The following is a 19,758-nucleotide window of genomic DNA, read 5'->3' as shown; positions in this document are numbered from 1 at the left end:
CGCACGGAGAGCACATTAAGTGCTCTCCGGCTCGTGCGGAACTCGCGATCGACCTTATATGTCTGCCGCCCGGCGGCGGGGCTCCTCGCACATCTCAACCTTGGCTGGGTTCTGGCTCAGTGGCAGTCGCTTCGCTTCTGCCCGCCTTGGTTGGTGTGGCGGTTTGGCGTTGGAGCGGTTCTTTTTCTGATATATGCTTGTTGCGGCTCTTCTTTTGGGAGGAGTCGCTTTTTTGTTGCTAGGAGGTTGGCCCGTGGCTGATGGTGTAATTCAATCTGAGCTGCTTTCTGCGGATTGGAATGAGGAATGGATGCGCTTGCAGGCTGGTCGGCGGCGGGCTGATGATTCTTTTGAATGGGATAAGCGGGCTCGGCATTTTCGGCCGTTGGAGACTGCCCCGTATGCCCGGGACTTTATGAAGCTGTTGGCGTTAAAGCCTGGTGAATCGGTGCTTGATATGGGGTGTGGGGCTGGGTCGATTGCTATTCCGCTTGCTCAGGCTGGGCATCCTGTGATTGCAGCCGACTTCTCCCCCGCTATGTTGGGCACCCTTGATGCCGGCATTGAGTATTACGGGCTCGAGGGGCGCATAACGCCGCTTGAGCTTGCTTGGGATGATGATTGGGATTTGGTTGGGCCGGTCGCGAAAGCGGTGGATGTTGCCTTTGCCAGTCGGTCGGTTACGACGACCAATCTAAAAGATGCGCTTGCCAAGCTCGACCGCACGGCTCGTCGGCGTTGTGCTGTCACGATGGTCGCCAACTCCAGCCCGCGCTATGATCTGCACTTGATGAACGCTATCGGCGCCTCGGTTACCTGCAGCAATGGCTTTGTGTACGCCTTCAACATCCTCATTCAGATGGGTGCGTTGCCGCAGGTTACATACTTTGAATCGCCTCGTCGCGATACCTTCGATAGCCTTGAGGCAGGCGTGGCGGATTTTTCCCGTATGCTCGAGCATGGCAACGAGGATAAGATCGACCGCCTGCGCGACTATATCGCTCAGCACATGATCGAAAACCCCCATGCCGGCGAGCCGGGCTCCAAGGGCGTGCCGCAGGGGCGCTATATGCTCGACCATATCCGTAAGGTTCGCTGGGCGTTTATTGCATGGGAACCGGTCTCTGCGCCCAGCTCATAGCCTGTTCGCAGCCCGCACCGCCCACTCACTCGGCATCCGCATTCTTTTTGAACTGGGCAAACGCGCTCCACACCGCGCCGTTCCTGCGCTATCGTGGGACAGCTCACGTAGATTAAGGCCCCGTCGCGGGGCGCCCCATACATAGAAAGCGAGAACCCATGGCACTGACAGGAGCCCAGGTCAAGCAGCTTCGCAGCATGGCCCATCACCTCAACCCCGCCATCATCATCGGTAAGTCCGATGTCAACGAGGGCACCGTCGAGCAGACGGTCGCCTACCTGGAGAAGCATGAGCTCGTTAAGTGCTCCGTGCTCGATGGCTCCAGTCTTTCCGCCCGCGAGGCCGCCGAAGAGCTCGCTGAGCGTTGCCACGCCGAGGTCGTCCAGGTCATCGGCCGCAAGTTCTCGCTGTATCGCGAGTCCTCGCGCAAGGACATCGAGAAGATCAAGCTCGTCTAAGAGTCAATGATCCGGCGAACCAACACATAGCAAGCTTACGGGTGCCCAAGTACTTCGGGCGCCCGTTTTTTATCGCTCGACCAGCACGCGATTGAGCCGCCCCTCCACCAAGCGCTCGTATAGACGCCGCGTCTCGGGCTCGGGCACGCCATTGACCTGCTCCCTCAGATGGTGCATATGCCCACTGTATAGCTCGACGATATCGCGCCTCCGCCCCGCCGCACTGTAGACACGCATGGCGCAGCGCACCATATCCTCACGCGCCGTTTCCTGTCGAAGACCCGACTCCGCCAGCCAAATCGCCGACTGCAGATCGTTTTCTTCTAGAGCGGCATTTGCTCCCTTAATCATGCAATCGATGTACTTTGACTGCATAATGCGTCGCATACGCAAAAAGTAGGTGGGATTACAGCCATTGGGAACATACAGCGGTCCGGCATAAAGCTGCTCAATCTTAAGGCACAGCTCAACTAAATGGGGCCCGCGCGCACCCGTGCGATTTCCCAAAACCTCGCGGCTTATCTGGTCAAACAGCCGTACATCGGTCTTGACGTAGTCGCCGTTGAGTCCGATGCATTCATTTTGGATGAGCACACACGACTTGCCATCCGGCGTCGGTCCCAAAGCCGACCGCAAGCGCGATATCGTCGAGTACAGGTTGTTGCGGGCGCTATTGAACTCGGCATGGGGCCACAACTCCATGGCCAGCGTCTCACGATCGACGAGCGCATCCATGCCCAGCGCAAGCCGCTCGGCAAGTGTCGCCGCCTTCTTGCGGCGCCACATTTTGTCCGTGATGGGAAACCCGTCGCGCTCGGCGCGGAACGCACCAAACATGCGAATCTCGATATGGTCGATGGTATCAACGGCTTCAACCTCGCCGGCCTGGAACAGGCGCTCGCCCTCCCCTTCCAGATCATCGCGCAGCGAGTACCGCGACAGCTCGCGCACGGGAAGCTTCTTGCGAATCCTGGTCGCCGGCTCGCCCAGACAATGCATGGCAAGGCGCGCAAAGAGCCGATACGATGGCTCCAGAATCCCCGCACGATTCATGGACATCCAGGCCGCAAGATCGCTGTCTCGGCCCGCACAGGCCAAATGCAGCGCCACCATCCAGGCCTCCGCTCCACCAACCTGCGTCTGGCTTATATCGAGTAGCTCCGCTTCCTCGCGCACCGAAACCATCGAGGTGTTACGCAGATACGCCGCGCGCTCCAACAGCAATGCGTTATCGCGCATGTACGCAATCGACTCCTCGGCAAGTTTGAGCACTTGGACCGCACGGAACTTTGCATTAACCGGCCGTCCCTCTGCCAGCGACTGCCAGCCTTCTAGCAACAGGCCAAACAGCTGAATCTGGTTGTCGCGCATGCGCACGGCAAAACGATCGAGCTCGTTGAATGCCGCGTCGTCGGTTACCGGCAAGCCGGAAAGGAGCCGCCGTGCCGCCAACACCATGCGCACCCAGATAGCCATCGCCTTAAGCCCACGTACGTCGAGCGCCTCCCGCACCACCGTCATCTCGTCGTCGCGCTCGTCGGTTCCCGTAAACGACCCGTCAAAGAGCTCCACCAGCATGCTATCGGCCCGTATAACAATCCCCGCGATGTCGAGCTCACAGTCGTAGGCCTTGCTCGTTTTGAGCTGCTGTAGAACGCCGCCGTCATCTCCCCGCTCGGTCAGGCAGCGCTTGACCTCGATATGCGCAGACAACATATCGAGTGCGGTATGGGATGTCTCGATTTCTGGCACGGCCAGGTTCGCAGGAAGCCCAAGCCCGTTGTCCCCATAGCAAACAGCCGTCAGTGTCCGGGCCACCGTCCATGAAACAGGGTCTATTTCACAGGCCGCCCGTTCGCCCCCGCGCTCGATGACCGATGCCATATAGCGAGCGAGCTTTGTATTGGACACGCTGACCGCTGCCAAATACACGCCAAGCGCCTCGGCAGGCGTTGGCTCTGGAGCCGGATCCTCGGCATCGATCGTGCCCAGCGCTGCTCGGCAGATATCGGCCCCGTGCCCCGTCAGAGCCAGATCGACCCCATACTGCCCAGCAAGTTCAAGGACCGCATCACGGTCCAAAAAGGCGTCCGCCAGGCCCATCGCCGCATCGCATCGGCCCGCCTTAAGCAAAATCCGGGCCGCCCTCGGAACAAGTTCGGGGCGAACCTCGGCCACCAACTTACGCAAGCGCAAGCGTCCGTTATCCTCCGTGCCCAGACACGTAAAACTCCGCTCGGCGGGGTCCAAGCCAAAGATCGGGTAGTCGCGTACGAAGTAGGACTGGTCGACCATCGATAGTCTCACCCCGCAAGCCTCGAGTTCTGCGATATTGCCCTCGCCCATCAAAATCATGAGACATGCCACGCAAAACAGCGCATTATTGTCGAGCGAAGCCAGATCGACAAGTGCCTCGCCATATACGTTGACAATCTCGTTTTCGAGCAGACCGGCTACGTCGCCTTGGCCATACAGACCCGTCTGCAATGCCGAAACGAGCTCGGGCACGCCCTGCGTGAGCTGATAAAAGTCGAGCGATGTGCTGATCGAAAACGCCGATGCCCACGCCGAATACTCATAGGCATGCACCTTGAGCATCTGCGCATTGATCTTAACCGAATCGCCCAGCCCATGAATCAGTTGACGATTTGAAGGACGGCAGGAGATAAAGACCCCTACCCCCATAGCGCGCAGGCCGCGAATCCTGTCGATGAGGTCTTCGGTATCGTGCTGATCGAGGTTTGGCACATTATCAATCGCGATAAGGGAGTGCGGTTTGTCTTTGAGTTCTTCGGTAACCACCTCGAGCTGCATAAACACCTCGCGCCCAGTGGCGCGATCGGCCTCGATAATCCGCACGGGGCCTCGCGTCGGGTCGCATTTAACCTCATGGGTGTACTGCAGCAGCACCGAGGTCTTCCCAAACCCGTCGGGCGCATAAAGAACCACGATGCCAGCCTTTCGGCCCTTGGCGATAAGCTCATTCATCAAGCGTTCGCGTCGCACCATATAGCCTCCGCCCAGCGGCATCAGCTCGAGGTCGTCTATACTGTCCAAATCGTTTACCATGCCCGCTCCTCAACTCGACCGTATGGACACTGTAACCGCAAGACCATACAAGCCGCGCTATGAATAGAGCGACCTTGTGTTCTAGGTTGTCTTTTGGTACGCAAGCGGCAAGTTTTTGTACAGCGAGGGCCGATTGTTATTAATCCCCCGACTAATCGGTCTTTAAGCAGGTAAATGAGCTTGTCAGCTTGTCCCATCTAAACGGCAGTGTAACGCAGATGAACAAGGTTCAGCTATGTCATTCAACTCGCCTAGCACCCGCTACCGTCTACGACCTTTTAGTGGCATTTTTGCATAGAATCTGGTATGGAATGAATCAAACTGTTGGGCATCCGGCATTCGTCAAGCTTGCGGCAAGATTTTGGTCAAGTGGGCGGAAAGGGATAGCAAAAAGGCCCCCGCAAAGCGGAGGCCTTAGGCAAGGCTATGTCGAGGTGCAGGATTCGCGCTACTCGCAGAGCGAAAGGGCGGCCTCGTCGGCAACGACAACGCAGTTGGTGTGCAGCTGCAGGATCGAAGCCGGGCACGCGGGCGTAACCGGACCATAGCACATGTCATGCACGGCCTGAGCCTTGGCCTCGCCGTTGGCGACGACCAGGATCATGCGGGCATACATGATGGTCTGGGTACCCATGGTGTAGGCCTGACGGGGAACGTCGTCGATGCTGTCGAACAGGCGGCTGTTGGCCTGAATGGTGCTCTCGGTGAGGTCGACACAGTGCGTGCCCTTGGAGAAGTGGTCATCGGGCTCGTTGAAGCCGATGTGGCCGTTGTTGCCAATGCCGAGCAGCTGCAGATCCGGGTAACCGGCGGCGGCGACGATCTTGTCGTACTCGGAGCAGGCAGCGGCGGCATCGGGGTTGGAACCGTCGGGCACATGCGTGTTGTTCAGGTCGATGTTGATGTGATCGAAGAAGTTCTCACGCATGAAGTAGTGATAGCTCTGGGGATCGTCGTGCGAAAGGCCGCGATACTCGTCCAGGTTGTAGGTGCTGACCTCGGCAAAGTCGACGTCGCCCTTCTCGTACCAAGCAGCGAGCTGCTTGTAGGCACCGATCGGGGTGGAGCCGGTGGCAAGGCCCAGCACACAGTCGGGCTTGAGGATAACCTGCGCCGAGATGATATTGGCGGCCTTGCGGCTCATATCCTCGTAGTCTTTAGCTTTAATGATCTTCATTACGCGTCCTTTCTCGTACAAGAGAGGCAAGGCTCCCCTTACAAGCACTTGCCCGCGGCCCGCGTCGGCCGCAACCAACGTGTGCGGCCACCAGGGCGAGGTCGCGTAATGTATGTGTCTCGTGTCTAGCCGCGTCGAGGCCCCTGCCCGTCCACGGTGACCCGAAGCCTTTTAGCTTCGGACAAATCCCATCTTGCCACGGAGGGCGTCCTCTTTCAAGGGCGCCCTCCATAAACGTGTTTGAATTGTAGGCTAATGGCCACGTGCACTTGCTAGCGCTCGCGAGCAACGATGAGCTGGTCCATCTCTTCGACATGCACGCCAACGGAGCCCTTGATGCTCGAGAACTCAACGGAGTTGCACACCAAGATGGGAACCGTCACATCGTAGCCCTCGGCAGCAATTGCCTCGCGATCGAACTCAATGAGCACATCGCCCTTATGGACGATGTCACCCACTTGCGCATGTACAGTAAAGTGCTTGCCCTCAAGCCGAACAGTGTCCAAACCAACGTGGATGAGCACGTCCAAGCCATCGACCGTGTTAAGCGCAACAGCGTGTCCCGTGGGAAAAATGGCCTCGACCTTGGCATCAGCCGGTGCAATCACACGCGTGCCGGTAGGCTGAATCGCCACGCCCTGGCCCAAAAGGCCGGTGGCAAATGTCTGGTCGTTTACCTCGGAAAGCGGAATGACGTCGCCCGAGATGGGAGCATCCAGCGTAAGGACTCGACCACGCATACCAAAAGACCTTAGGACTTTAGTGAACATGCTCCCCCTCGGACATACCAATCGACCAAAATAGCCTTAACAGTTTACCACTTGGCACTCGTTTTTGACCATTAGGGAAGTTCGCGCTTGACAACCTCGACGATGTCGTCGACAACGCGCTGGGTCAGCTCGTGCGTCTCGGCCTCGGCCATAACGCGGACCAGCGGCTCGGTACCGCTCGGACGCACCAGAATGCGGCCACGGCCGTCAAGCTCCTTCTCGGCAGCAGCGACGGCATCCCAGATGGGCTGGCAATCGTCCAGGCCGGCCTTGTTGTCCGAATGCACGTTGACGAGCACCTGCGGATACTTCTTCATGATGCCGGCAAGATCGGTGAGGGTACGACCGGTGCGCTTGAGCGCGGCCAGCAGCTGCAGAGCCGTCACCAGACCGTCGCCGGTGGTGTTGTGCTCCAGGAAGATGATGTGGCCGGACTGCTCGCCGCCGATGACGGCGCCATCCGCGAGCATACGCTCCAGAACGTAGCGGTCGCCCACGGCGGTCTGAACCATCTCGAAGCCCTGCTCCTTCATAGCGATGGAGAAGCCCAGGTTGCACATGACGGTCGAGACGATCTCGGAGTTGGCGAGCTTGCCGCGAGCGGCCAGATCGGAGCCGCAGATAGCCAGGATGTAGTCGCCGTCGATCTCGTTGCCCTCACTGTCCACGAACAGTACGCGGTCGGCGTCGCCGTCGTGGGCCAGACCGATGTCAGCATGGGTGCGCAGCACGAGCTCGCGCAGAGGCTCGAGGTGCGTAGAGCCGCACTCGACATTGATGTCGGTGCCGCAGTAATCGGTGTTGATGGCATGGACCGTGGCACCCAGGCGCTGCAGCGCGGCGGGCGTAGTCTGGCAGGAAGCACCGTGACCGCAGTCGACGGCAACGACCAGGCCATCGAGCCTCAGGCCATCAAGCGTATCGATGGCGTGGTCGACGTATGCCTTGCGAGCGTCCTTCATCTTGATAATGTGGCCCACGCCGGCGCCAGTCGGCAGCGTATCGGCAGCCATGGCTTCCTCGGACATGACCCAGGCGCTGATCTCCTCCTCGACCGCATCGGGAAGCTTCATGCCCTTGCGGCTAAAGAACTTGATGCCGTTGAACTCCGGAGGATTGTGCGAAGCAGAGATGACGATGCCGCCGTCGAGCTCATTTTGGACAGTGAGCAGCGCCACGGCCGGCGTAGGGATAACGCCGCAGCAATGCGGGCGGCCGCCCTCGGCCATAATGCCGGCGGTCAGAGCACTCTCGAGCATAGTGCCCGAAAGACGCGTGTCGCGACCGATGCAAATGTCCGGACCAAGGAACTTGGTCGCCGCACGGCCAAGGCGAAACGCGAGGTCACACGAGAGGTCGGCGTTGGCGACGCCACGGACGCCGTCGGTACCGAAGATGTTCTGGGGCATAGGATCGCTCCTTCCCAAGTAGGCAAAACACAGTCGCCCACTCTAGTCGAAAATGAAAAGCGGGACCCGCCGAGCAATCGGCAGGCCCCGCTTGTACATTGTATCTCGTAAGGAGATAAAACCTTAGCGCTTGGAGAACTGGGGAGCGCGGCGGGCCTTCTTGAGGCCGTACTTCTTGCGCTCGACCACGCGAGCATCGCGCGTAAGGAAACCGGCCTTCTTAAGGTCGGCACGGTAGTCGCCAGCGTTCAGAAGAGCGCGAGCGATGCCCAGGCGCAGAGCGCCGGACTGACCGGAGATGCCGCCGCCATCGCACAGAGCGATAACGTCGAACTGACCGGCGGTGTCGGTCACCTTGAAGGGAGCAAGGGCGTTCTCAACGAGCTGATGACGGCCGAAATACTGCTCGGCGTCACGCTTGTTGATGGTCACCTTGCCGGTGCCGGGGACGAGACGGACGCGGGCGACGGCGTTCTTACGACGGCCGGTACCCTGGTAGACAACGGTGTTCTCAGCCATCTTTAAGCCTCCAGCTCAATCTTCGTGGGGTTCTGGGCAGCGTGCGGATGCTCGGCACCAGCGTAGACCTTAAGCTTGGTCATCTGGGCACGGCCGAGGGTGGTCTTGGGCAGCATACCGCGAACGGCGCGCTCGATGACCTTCTCCGGGTGCTTCTCCATAGCCTGGCGGAAGCTCTCAGCCTTGAGGCCGCCGTTGTAGCCGCTGTGGCGATAATAGGTCTTCGTGTCGGCCTTGTTACCGGTAAGCTGGACCTTATCGGCGTTGATGACGACAACGAAGTCGCCGCAGTCGCTGTTGGGCGTGAACTGGGGCTTGTTCTTACCGCGCAGGATCATTGCGATCTGGGTGGCAAGACGGCCCAGGACAGCACCATCGGCGTCGACGAGAACCCAGTTGCGCTGGACCTCGCCCTGCTTGGCGTAGTGAGTCGATTTCGAAATCACTTAGACTCCTCCATGTACAGTACGTGTTGTTACAGAGATTCACGGGGCTCTGCAAGTAACCCGTCCATATTACCCCGCTCGCCGTACGAGTCAACAGGTATTTTGGCTCCGACCAGAGTTTCTGCACATGTCATCCACGAGCCGTGATTTTTCCAACTCTTTAGCTGTTGTCATTTTTTGAGGGTTCGCCGTCGCTAGCGCTCAACGAACTCTTGGATTTCCGCGAGCAGGCGCTTTGCCTCCTGACGGCCCTGGATATACAGGTCCAAAAGCTTTGCCGGATCGTGCTCGACATGGCCGACCTCGACCGGCTTTTGCGGAGCAACGACCAGCGCGCGGCCCTCACGCTCATACTTCCATAGATGCATGCGCTGGATGTTATAGCGGTCATGGCGCGTCTCGATAGCCTCGAGCAGGTAGGGGTAGTCGGCATAGCGAGCGCGTGCGGCGGGCATAAACTCGTAGGGCTTTTTCTCGTACGAGCGGTCCTGCGTGACAATGACAACCGCGCGATCGAAGCCCGCCTCCTCCAGCACGTGCTCGACGGGGACCGAATCGGCTACGCCGCCGTCGACGTATTTGTGCCCATCGATCTCGACCGGCGGCGTCACCAGCGGCAACGAGGTCGAGGCGCGCACGGCGTCGAGGTCAAGTACGGCGCTTTTGACCGGGAGGTACGCGGCGGTTCCAAAGAGCATGTCCGTCGCGACGGCGTACATCTCGATGGGGCTCGCGTCGAACGTCTCGTTGTCAAAGGGGTCCAGGCGGTCCTGGACATCGTTGAAGATAAAGTCGTAACCCACGATGGAGCCCGTGGACGCAAACGATGCGGCGCCCATGAAGCGGTTGTCGTTGCAGAAAGCCAGGTTGATGCGGTTGGCACGGCCGATCTGGTGCGACTTGTAGTTCACGCCGTTGAGGGCGCCGGCCGATACGCCATATACCGCCGGAATCTCGACGCCGGCCTCCATGAGAACGTCGAGTACGCCTGCGGTAAATTGCCCGCGGAAGCTGCCGCCCTCCAAAACGAGCGCGACCTTGCCGGCGTTCTTTGCCTTATCTTCTGCAGTCATGTTGACCTCCTGCGATTGCGTTTTGGCCTTCTTCTACCCAGTTTTGGGATGGAGGGCGCGCAGGTTTTTCGAGGCGGCAGGTGAAGCGGAAAGTGCGTCCCAGTTTGAGGCGGGATTCCGGGATGGACTTTCCGCTTGGACCGCCGTTAGGAAAGCGTGTCCCGTTCTGAGCGCGGATTCCGGGATATACTTTCCGCTAGCCATTCATTTGGAAATTGCATCCCATTCCGAATGAAGATTCCGGGATGCAGTTTCCGCTTGAGGCGTCATCCGGAAACTGCACCCCAGTCTGAGCCGGAATTCCGGGATGGATTTTCCGCCTGGGCCGCCGTTAGGAAAGCGTGTCCCACCCTGCGTTGCCGTAGCGTTTGCTTAACGTCCGCGCCCTAAACAGAGTTCGATTCTCCGCGGATGAAGGGGATCTGTCGGCGCGGGGCACAGCCAGCAGAAATGCCGTCGGCAGCACATCTGTTTTGGCTGGGGCTTTGCGCGGAGAATCCGCGTATTTGCTTCGCAAATCCGCACCGGCTTCGGCCGCCTGCCGGCGTCCTCGCCCGCGGGCTAAAAACGCTTACGCGTTTTCTTTACGCCCGCGCCCTGCACAGAGTTCGATTCTCCGCGGTGCGGACAAGAAATAAAAAGGCAGGTAGATATGAGTATCTACCTGCCTGTTACTTATGGTGGAGGCGCGGAGAATCGAACTCCGGTCCACGAAAGCCCCCTGATTGGCATCTCCAAGCTCAGTCGCTGGTTTTGTCTCGGACGCTTTGCGCGCAGCGACACGCTCGCGGCGTCCCAACCGGTTCGGTCTTAGCCCGCGCCATACCGATTACGTGCGCAGGAGCATTCCCCTAAAATGACGTCGCGCCGGTGTCGGGGAAATCACCGGGTTGACGCGCCGCTATAAATTAAGCAGCGAGAGCCATAGGCTCAAAAGAAGAGTTGTTGTCAATTCAATTTGACGGTACCCCTGTTTAACGAGGCGAGGAGACCTCGGCTTGCTTCCTCTCTCAGAGCTATCGCGTCGAAACCAGTCGCCCCCGAATGTTGGGAAAGTCTGGATGGCATTGGGCACGAGCACCCAACACCCGTCGACTTTTCAAGGAACATGCGGGGCGAGCCCCGCTTGTGGAGTGTTATCTTACCACGTTCTGAAAGCGGACAGCTGTTCTATGCACGAGCTGTGAAGACCCCAATGTGCGCCGCACTTCACACTTTTGCTACCGATCGCGTCACGTATATTTTCGCCAAGCAAAATTGACCCGTCGAAAGGACCGTTATGGATACCAAGCAGCAACTCGTCAATGCCCTCGCAGGCCTGGGCTCAACCATTACCGAAGCTATGGATGTCATCGAAGGCTTTGTCCCCTGCGGACATCCCGCCCTCACGGTATCGAACGCACTCGTCGCGCTGGACGTTGACGATGATGCAGCTCTCGCCCAGCAGCTTCAGACCGTCGAGGGCTTTATCGACCACGTGAGTGAGAACCGCGGCGTGGTCGCCTACCACGGCATCGAGGTCGAGCTCGCGGGTCCCAAAGCCGATCTGCTCGCAGCAATCCGCGAGGTAGGTGCCCTTATGCAGACCGCAGGCGTCAAGAACACCCAGGTCAACGAGTGGGTCTACCGCAGCCTGGCAGCACTCGACAGCTCCGACGAAAAGGCAGCCGAGCAGCTCGCAGAAAGTCCCGCCATTAAGGCCGAGCTTTTGTAAATAGCAGACGCGGGCCCCTTGGCGCATCGTCGTCCAAGAGGCCCGCAAACAGTTCGTGTCAACCGATAGCCGCGCCGCCGCGTTCGGCCAAAGCAAGAATCGGCATCATTTGACGAGGTGTCTTTGCTGCAAGATCGGCATGTTCGAGCGGCTTGCGATCGTTAGTTACCAAGTAATCGACCTGCGCGCGCTTGCACGCGGCGAGCACCAAGTTGTCTTCGTAATCGCGATGGAGCGCTAAGTATTTGTCGGCCAGCCAAAGGTCCGACGCATCTGCGCCCACGGCCGTGGCGTTTTCGGTCATGTTCCGAACAAACGCCGGCGCCGCATCGCCAATTGCACGGGCAGATGCCTCGTCGAGCGCTCCCCCACTGGCAAGAACGCTTCGCTTCAGCTCGTGTTGGACAACGTACAGCACGTCCTTGACGATATGCACCGGAAAGAACAGCAATGCCCCCGTCTCCGTCGCCTGTCCAATAAACGCACGCGCGGCAAGCGACTCGGCATGGTCGACGCAAAACGAATCAACCCATACGTTGGCATCCAAACGCAAAAGGCCTGCGCCCGGACGACACCGATGCCGTCTGGGCGCAGGCCAGATAACGTGGGCGAACACGTCTGCTAATGCAGGTAAGCCTTCGCGTTGCTCAGGCTGTAGGCAATCGTCGAGCCATTGTGCAGCAGCGACGACGTCTGCGGCGTAATCGTGCCGGTAATGCCGAGCGCCAGCAGCGCCGAGTTGGTGAGCATTACCTTGGAATACGAGCTTGTCAGACGGTCGATGAGACCCTGACTCATACGGCGCAGGCGTACGATCGCGGCGAGATCCGTGTCGGTCAGGATGATGTCGGCGACCTCCTTGGCAATGTCGCTTCCGCCACCCATCGCCAGGCCCACGTCAGCCAAACCGAGTGCCGGCGAATCGTTAACGCCGTCGCCCACCATGGCAACGTGGCGCCCCTCGCCCTTAATGCGCTCTACATACGCGTACTTGTCCTCGGGCAGCAGCTCGGCCTTAAACTCGTCGACTCCTGCCTCTCGCGCAATACGCTCGGCCGTGCGCTCGGAATCGCCCGTGAGCATAACGACATGCTTGACGCCCAGCGCATGCAGGTCGGCGATGGCCTCGCGCACGCCGGGTTTGAGCGGGTCCTCGATACCGAGCACGCCAACGACCGTGCCGTCGACCGCCAGGTACAGCGGCGACAAGCCCTGCATCTGGGACTCGATTTGCTCCTTAATGTCGGACTCAAGCTGCGCACCCTCGTCCTCGAATACAAAGTGCGCGGAACCGATGATGGCGCGACGCTCTTCAATGGACGAAGCGATACCGTGCGCCACGATGTACTCGACGGCAGCATGGCGCTCGCGGTGCTCGAGTCCGCGCTCACGTGCCGCATTGACCACGGCACGCGCCACCGGATGCGGAAAATGCTCCTCCAGGCAAGCGGAAAGGCGCAGAATCTCGTCCTCACTCCAGCCATCGGTGGTAAGCACGCAAGCCAGGCGCGGCTGTGCCTCGGTCAGCGTGCCGGTCTTATCAAACACAATGGTGTCGGCCTTGGCAAACGACTCAAAATACTTCGCGCCCTTGACCATAACACCCATCTTGGCAGCGTCGCTCATGGCAGTCATGACGGCGACGGAACCCGTGAGCTTGAGTGCGCACGAGTAGTCGACCATCAGCGCCGCCGAGGTCTTGATGAGGCTTCGCGTGGTGAACGCAACCAAGCCCGCAAGCAGAAAGTTCCACGGGACGATCTTGTTGGCGAGGTCTTCCATATGCGACTGGCCCTCGGACTTGAGCGAGTCGGCCGCCTGCACGAGCGAGACGATCGAGCGGAGCTTGGTCTGGGCCGTATTGGCGCGCACGCGCACCAAGATGTTGCCGTCTTCCACGACGGTACCGGCGAACACGTCGTCGCCCACGCTGCGCTCGACGGCCAGCGGCTCGCCGGTCAGGGTCGCCTGGTTGACCATAGCGCTCCCCTGCTCGACAACACCGTCGATGCAAATGGACATGCCAGTGCGCACGGCGACCAGATCGCCAGACTCAAGCTCGGTGGCGGCAACGCTTACCTCGATGTCGCCGACCACTTTTTGTGCCTTATCGGGTACGTCGAGCAGCGAGTTGATGAGCTCGTTTTCGCTCATGGCGCGGGTGTAGTCCTCGAGCAGCTCGCCCACGTTGAGCAGGAACATCGTCTGGCCTGCGGTGTCGACATCACGTTTGACGAACGAAATGCCGATGGCCGAAGCGTCGAGCACGGGAACGGTCAGGCGCGGCTGCGCGAGCTCACGGAGGGCGGCGCGCAAAAAGGTCATGTAACCGGCCACGACAAACACCGCACGCAGGGGCGTGGGCAAAAACCATCGGCGCGCATAGTGGGCGCCGATAAGTGTGGCAAGATCCATGACGAGCTTGTGCTTGCGTGGCTCGAGCTGCATCACGTAACCCGTCTTTGCGTCGGCAATGGCCTGAGCGTCGAGCGCACCGACGGCGGCCAGCACGGCATCGCGGTGCGGCTCGTCGTATTCGAGCGCCATCTGGCCAATACGGCCGTAGACGCGCACCTTGCGCACGCCGTCGATGTCGCCGCTGAGCTTAAGAAGCGCATCGAGATCGCTCTCTGGCACAGGACCCGCCAACTGAAGACGGGTCCTGCCGGGGATCTCGCTGATAATCGAGAATCTCATAGTTTGTACCTGGGAGCGTTACTCGGCTGCCTCGTCAGCAGCGGCCTCGCTCTGGGTGATGTAAGCAGCCTCGGCAACCATGTCGTCGACATTAGCCTTGGCCTGCTCGACCATGTCCTGGTAGCCGTTCTTGATGCGCATGCCGCACGCGATACCCTGCACGCAGGCATTCTTGACCGGAGCGCTGGTAAGCAGCTTGATGCCGGCCGTGCCAAGCAGAAAACCGCCACCAACAAGCAGGGTGTTAAACGTCGACTTTTTCATGTTGCTTCTCCCTTTTGCCGCATTGGACGCGGCATGGTGCTTCAGCACCCGAGTAAACAAGTTTGCTCGAGCACGCTTTTGAAATATCTCAATTTTATCTAACTATCTAGGTCAGCCATGGCTAACCTTTTGAAAATTAACGATGCGGAGTAACCGATTGTCAATGTGAGAAAGGGACTGTCCCTTTGCCCCTTCTTACAACTGCCAGGTAGCTGCTTCCTTTTGCAGCGCCACCATGCGGGCGAATTCTCCACCTGCCGCCTTGAGCTGCGCCGGAGTGCCCTGCTCGGCAACCACACCATCCTTGAGTACAACGATTTTGTCGGCATTTTCCACCGTACGCATACGGTGGGCAATAACGATAACCGTCTTACCCGCAAGCAGACGGGAGAGCGCCTGCTGAACCACGGTCTCGTTCTCCACATCCAAGCTCGCCGTCGCCTCGTCCAACAGCACGATAGGCGCGTCTTTGAGCAGCGCACGGGCGATAGAGATGCGCTGGCGCTCACCGCCGGACAGCTTGGAGCCGTTCTCGCCGATCATAGTGTCATAGCCCTGCGGCATGCGGCTCACAAACTCGTCGCAGTTGGCGGCACGCGCGGCAGCAAGCACTTCCTCATCGGTGGCATCGCGACGACCAAGACGGATGTTTCCCATCACCGTGTCGTCAAAGAGCAGCACGTCTTGGAACACAATGGCGTAGTCGCGCAGCAGCACCTCGGGATCCACGCTCGCAACATCCACGCCGCCCACGGTGACCGTGCCCGCAGTGGCATCCCAAAAGCGCGCGGCCAGGCGGCTCACCGTGGACTTACCGGAGCCCGAAGGACCGACCAGTGCCGTGACCTCGCCTTCCTTGGCGGTAAAGCTCACATCGGTAAGAACTTTCTCGCCGGCGCGGCCGTCCTCGCCCGCACCATAGCCAAATGCCACGTGATCGAACACCACATCGTGGCCTACGGGCTCAAACTGCTCGCTGCCCCGCGCCACGGGCTCTTCCATGATGGAACGCATGCGCTTGGCCGACGACTCGGCGGCAAACAGCTCGGACATCAGCATCAGCGCCTGATCAAAGGGCGCATAGATGCGGCTCACCATAAGCAGGAAGGCAAACATCACCAAAAAGTCGACCTGGCCGGAGGCGACCATCGCAGCGCCCGTGACCAACGTGGTGGCAATCCCCAGGCGCAGGATGGCAAAGGCGGAGTTGACCAAAAGCCCATTGGCGAGCTCGCCTTTGGTGGTCTCGCGCTCCTCGGCATCGATCACGGCGTTGAGCCCCTCAAGATAATGAGCCTCCTGGTTGGTGGCGCGGATCTCGCACACGCAGTCGAGCGTCTCCTGGATCGCCTCGGTAACCTTGACCTTCTCGGCGCGCACATGGTCGAACACCGGGGTCATGGGGCCGCGTGTCAGATACAGCACGGCAAAGGCCACGGGCACGCTCCAAAACGCCGCGATCGCCAGCTGCCAGCAAAAGAACAGCGACGCCACGAACACAATGGCGCTTGCGATGATGGCACCCCAAAGCTCTCCCAGCACGTGGCTGTAGGCGTGCTCCATGGCCTGGACGTCGCCCATGATGGTCTCGGTTAAATCGGCCAGATCACGACGGCCAAAAAACGACAGCGACAGCTTGCGCAAGCGCTCGGCGATCTCCATACGCTGCTTGCCGCACTCCTCGTAAAAGATGCAGTAGGTGTAGTAATACTGCTGCCAGTTAGAGGCAAAGAGCAACACGAAAAAGACCAGGAGGCCGCCCACAATCGGCAGGGCATCCGGCAGGTCAGCCCCGCTGGCGAGATGTTCGACAAAACCGCCCATGACCAGGAACAAAAAGCCCATGCCGGCCATAGTGATGAGATTGGTGAGCGTGGTCCAGAAAATGCCGCGCCTAACGCCGGCGATGCCTTTATCGGATAGGAAATACTTCTTTTGGAATGAGGCGAACATTTAGGCCTCGCCTCCCTTCGCGGCGGCGACATCAGCGGCCGCAGCAGTGATCTTCCAGCTCGCGGCCTGTTCGTATTCGGCCCACATCTTGGCGTACAGGCCGTTTTGGGACAGCAGCTCGGCATGGGTGCCAGTCTCCTGCACGCTACCTTGGTTGAGCACCACGATCTTGTCGGCCCCCACCACGGTCGAAAGCCGGTGCGCGATCATAATGACTGTGCGACCCGCCGCCAGCTTGCTAAAGGCACGCTGGATGAGCGCCTCGTTCTCGGGGTCGGCAAAGGCTGTGGCCTCGTCGAGCACCACGATGGGCGCGTCCTTAAGAATTGCGCGGGCGAGCGACACGCGCTGGACCTCACCGCCCGAAAGGTACGCCCCGCCGGCGCCGAGCATGGTGTCGATGCCCTGCGGGAGCTTGGCCACGATATCGTCGCACTGGGCCGCGGAGAGGGCCGCGCGCACTTCGTCGTCAGTGGCCCCAGGCTTGGAAGCGCGCACGTTATCGGCAAGTGTTTGGCGGAACAGCTGGTTGGTCTGAAACACAAAGGCGACCTGGCCCATGAGCTCATGCGGATCCATGTCGCGAACGTCTACGCCGCCCACAAGCACGCGACCCGAGGAAACATCCCAAAAACGCGGGATCAGGCTTGCGCAGGTTGACTTACCGCCGCCCGAGGGACCAACCAACGCAAGGGTGCTGCCTGCGGGAACGCTAAAGCTCACATGATCGACGGCAGGTGCTTCGGCACCCTCGTACGTAAAGCTCACGTCCTCAAATCGCACGTCGCCGCCGGCAGGGTGCTTGGGTTGCGCGGGCACGGAGAGCCGCTTGGAATCCATGACGCTTCGAATGCGAGCCAGCGAATCGGCACTCATCTGAGAGGCCTCGCCCACAAACATGAGCTTGGTCATGGCCGTCGGTACCACGGCCGAAAATATCGCGTAAAACGTGAAGTTGGCCATAAAATGCGCGAAGTCCGTCTCTCCCGGCGCCAACAGCAACGCCACGGGCAACAGGAATGTCACAAGACCATTGAGCGCGGTAAGGTTGAGTACCTGCGGACCTCGGCAAAACGTGCCCGCATAGCTTTGTGCCATGTCGGCGTATTCGGCGATCGCGTCGTGGAACGCCTTAAAGGAATAGACCGTCTGCTGAAACACCTTGACCACGGGAATGCCGCGTACGTATTCGGTACCGGTCTTGTTCATCTTGACCAGCGCGCCCATGTAGGCCTTCATGAACTCGGCGCCCTTGCCGCTCATCATGGTGGCCATGGCGCCAAGCGAAACGGCGACCGAGATAAGGCATGCCACGCCCAAGCGCCAATCGAGGGCGAAAAGCAGCACGAGCAGACCTGCGACCATGGCGGTGGCGCCGGCGATATCGGGTAGCATGTGCGCGAGCAGGGTCTCGGTGGAGGCGGCGCATCCGTCTACGATACGGCGCAGCTCACCGGTGGCGTGTGTGTCAAAGTAGCCAAGCGGCAGCTTAAGCAGGTGCTCGCTCGTAGCCTTGCGGATATTGGACGCGCAACGAAACGCGGATAGGTGTGTGCACATGAGCCCCACGAAATAAATCACGATGCTCACCAGGGCAAAACCGACGGCCCACCAACCATACATCGCGATGTCGGTGGCCTCGCTCCAGTTAGGTGCCACGGCGATCAGATCGCGCGCGACAAGCCAAATGCACACGTACGGGCCAAAGCTCAGCAGCTGCGAGAACGCCGAGAGGGCCATACCCAAATATGTTAGGAATTTACGGTCGCCGGCATATGCAAGCAGCTCGCCGATACCGCCGCCTTCCTTTTTTGATCCCTTTGCCATGAGATTCCTTTCTAACGGCTTGAGAGTTAACCGTAAGAAACTTATCATGGGCGTGTTAGCCAAGGCACACAATTGGGCCAGGCGTGGACGTTTTCGCAAATGAAGGGGACGCTTTTGCAAATACGGCGGGCAGCGACCGACATAACCGAGCTCTACGCACCGCAGTTTGAGCAGTTTGGCCTGGAGCTTACCGGCAAGGGCGCCGTCTTTACCGGCGAGGTGGCAAACGATCGGGCGCACGGACGCGCATGGATCATGCCCCTCTCCCCTGCCTGCATCGTCATGGAGCATTACATTACCCCGACGCACGATATGTACCTGGCCGAATACACACCCGAACCGTACGCGTGCGTGAGCGAGGTCAGCGCGCCCACGCTCATGTGCATGCCCGAAGCCGGCATAACGCCTGCGAACCTTAAACCCCTGCATGGACCGTGGCCAAACAATGCCGTGTGCAGCTTTATCCAAGATAACTGTGGCGAGGAGTTAAGCCCACTGTTTGCAGGGCGGCTCTATCACTCGCGCTCGGTGCTCTTTTTGCCTGGATATTTTGACGAGCTGGAGCACCGCTATCCCACCGAGTTCGCAGGGGTCTTTGAGGCGTTTGCCGAACCATGGCACGAGGAGGCGACGTCTGCCATCTGCCACACGTTGCGCCGGATTAACGAGGACCGCGCCCGCACCGCAGGCGGACACGTCTATATGCAGGGCATCGTGGAGACCATGGTCGCGGAGCTCGCCTGTTCGCGCGCGGCCCACAAGCAGGCGCAGCAGGCGGCAGACACACGCGCCAGCGTGACCATTGCCGAGGAAGCGACGAGCCTTGTAGAACACTCGCTCGACAAGGGCAAACATGTGGGTATCAACGAGGTGGCCGAGAGGCTCTACACAAGCCGCTCCAAGCTATGCGCCACCTTTAAGGCCCAAACTGGCGAGTCCCTGGGCGCCTACATCCGCAGACGCCGTATGGAGCGAGCACAGGACCTTTTGGCCGATAGCTCGCTCACGATAGCGCAGGTCGCAGAGCGTCTAGGCTACCCTCAGCAGGCCGCCTTCGCCCAAGCCTTCAAGCAACACACCGGCACCACCCCCACCGCTTGGCGCTCCCAACATATATAAAGAATGAGGGCGCCAACGGCGCCCTCATTCACCAAATTCCATTCAGCCTACCTGACCCGAACGGCCGAGTCGTTGCAGAACCCGGGAGCCCCGGCAGGGCGGGTGCTTGCTCAAAATGAGTT

General features: G+C 59.8%; 16 protein-coding genes and 1 other RNA gene. 4 read left to right on the top strand and 13 right to left on the bottom strand.

What is annotated here, in order from left to right; all coding sequences use genetic code 11:
* Positions 1–457: 457 nt before the first annotated feature.
* Together DXC79_RS08670 and DXC79_RS08665 are read left to right on the top strand one after the other, a co-directional pair.
* Entirely contained in the window at positions 458–1,141 is a 684-nt protein-coding gene (locus tag DXC79_RS08670; RefSeq protein WP_117635903.1) for a hypothetical protein, read from the top strand.
* A 158-nt stretch (positions 1,142–1,299) separates the two neighbouring features.
* Entirely contained in the window at positions 1,300–1,599 is a 300-nt protein-coding gene (locus tag DXC79_RS08665; RefSeq protein ID WP_006234690.1) for a YhbY family RNA-binding protein, read from the top strand.
* 69 nt (positions 1,600–1,668) lie between these two features.
* On the opposite strand, the gene DXC79_RS08660 is transcribed toward DXC79_RS08665, so the two are convergent.
* The 8 genes from DXC79_RS08660 to ssrA all read right to left on the bottom strand — a co-directional run bounded on the left by DXC79_RS08660 (position 1,669) and on the right by ssrA (position 11,104).
* On the bottom strand, positions 1,669–4,668 hold the full coding sequence (locus tag DXC79_RS08660; RefSeq protein ID WP_117635900.1) for a BTAD domain-containing putative transcriptional regulator: 3,000 nt from the start codon (positions 4,666–4,668) through the stop codon (positions 1,669–1,671).
* Positions 4,669–5,116: 448 nt separating this feature from the next.
* Positions 5,117–5,845: a glucosamine-6-phosphate deaminase gene (gene nagB, locus DXC79_RS08655; protein WP_055251013.1), complete on the bottom strand. Its 729-nt coding sequence runs from the start codon at positions 5,843–5,845 to the stop codon at positions 5,117–5,119.
* Positions 5,846–6,117: 272 nt separating this feature from the next.
* On the bottom strand, positions 6,118–6,585 hold the full coding sequence (locus tag DXC79_RS08650; protein ID WP_369831898.1) for a PTS glucose transporter subunit IIA: 468 nt from the start codon (positions 6,583–6,585) through the stop codon (positions 6,118–6,120).
* 101 nt (positions 6,586–6,686) lie between these two features.
* A complete protein-coding gene (gene glmM / locus DXC79_RS08645; RefSeq protein WP_117635898.1) occupies positions 6,687–8,024 on the bottom strand; it encodes a phosphoglucosamine mutase in 1,338 nt (445 codons plus the stop codon).
* Between the two features lie 123 nt (positions 8,025–8,147).
* Complete coding sequence (gene rpsI, locus DXC79_RS08640; protein ID WP_022094634.1) at positions 8,148–8,543, bottom strand: 30S ribosomal protein S9; 396 nt, start codon at positions 8,541–8,543, stop codon at positions 8,148–8,150.
* Positions 8,544–8,545: 2 nt separating this feature from the next.
* Complete coding sequence (gene rplM, locus DXC79_RS08635) at positions 8,546–8,989, bottom strand: 50S ribosomal protein L13 (protein ID WP_022094635.1); 444 nt, start codon at positions 8,987–8,989, stop codon at positions 8,546–8,548.
* Between the two features lie 194 nt (positions 8,990–9,183).
* The gene (locus DXC79_RS08630; protein ID WP_117635897.1) at positions 9,184–10,062 is read right to left on the bottom strand and encodes a patatin family protein; all 879 of its coding nucleotides are present in this window, start codon (positions 10,060–10,062) and stop codon (positions 9,184–9,186) included.
* Positions 10,063–10,740: 678 nt separating this feature from the next.
* Positions 10,741–11,104, bottom strand: a transfer-messenger RNA (tmRNA) gene (gene ssrA, locus DXC79_RS08625).
* A gap of 237 nt (positions 11,105–11,341) precedes the next feature.
* Between ssrA and DXC79_RS08620 the strand changes: the two genes are divergently transcribed.
* Positions 11,342–11,776, top strand: coding sequence for a hypothetical protein (locus tag DXC79_RS08620; RefSeq protein ID WP_117635896.1), 435 nt, complete (start codon positions 11,342–11,344; stop codon positions 11,774–11,776).
* Positions 11,777–11,834: 58 nt separating this feature from the next.
* On the opposite strand, the gene DXC79_RS08615 is transcribed toward DXC79_RS08620, so the two are convergent.
* The 5 genes from DXC79_RS08615 to DXC79_RS08595 form a co-directional block, all read right to left on the bottom strand.
* On the bottom strand, positions 11,835–12,323 hold the full coding sequence (locus tag DXC79_RS08615; protein WP_158551005.1) for a PIN domain-containing protein: 489 nt from the start codon (positions 12,321–12,323) through the stop codon (positions 11,835–11,837).
* Positions 12,324–12,397: 74 nt separating this feature from the next.
* Positions 12,398–14,413, bottom strand: coding sequence for a heavy metal translocating P-type ATPase (locus tag DXC79_RS08610; RefSeq protein WP_233503089.1), 2,016 nt, complete (start codon positions 14,411–14,413; stop codon positions 12,398–12,400).
* Positions 14,414–14,491: 78 nt separating this feature from the next.
* Positions 14,492–14,737, bottom strand: a complete 246-nt coding sequence (locus tag DXC79_RS08605) for a DUF6110 family protein (RefSeq protein WP_055250999.1) — start codon at positions 14,735–14,737, stop codon at positions 14,492–14,494.
* Between the two features lie 195 nt (positions 14,738–14,932).
* Positions 14,933–16,690 (bottom strand): ABC transporter ATP-binding protein, encoded by a 1,758-nt coding sequence (locus tag DXC79_RS08600; protein WP_117635893.1) that lies wholly within the window; start codon positions 16,688–16,690, stop codon positions 14,933–14,935.
* Entirely contained in the window at positions 16,691–18,517 is a 1,827-nt protein-coding gene (locus DXC79_RS08595) for an ABC transporter ATP-binding protein (protein ID WP_199408683.1), read from the bottom strand.
* Positions 18,518–18,631: 114 nt separating this feature from the next.
* Here DXC79_RS08595 and DXC79_RS08590 point away from each other — a divergent pair, with 114 nt between their 5' ends.
* Positions 18,632–19,636: a helix-turn-helix transcriptional regulator gene (locus DXC79_RS08590; RefSeq protein ID WP_158551004.1), complete on the top strand. Its 1,005-nt coding sequence runs from the start codon at positions 18,632–18,634 to the stop codon at positions 19,634–19,636.
* Positions 19,637–19,758: the final 122 nt, after the last annotated feature.

Source organism: Collinsella sp. TF08-11AT, from assembly GCF_003437035.1.
Taxonomy (GTDB): domain Bacteria; phylum Actinomycetota; class Coriobacteriia; order Coriobacteriales; family Coriobacteriaceae; genus Collinsella.
The sequence above is the reverse complement of the archived record's forward strand: the minus strand, read 5'-3'. Positions and strand labels throughout refer to the sequence as shown.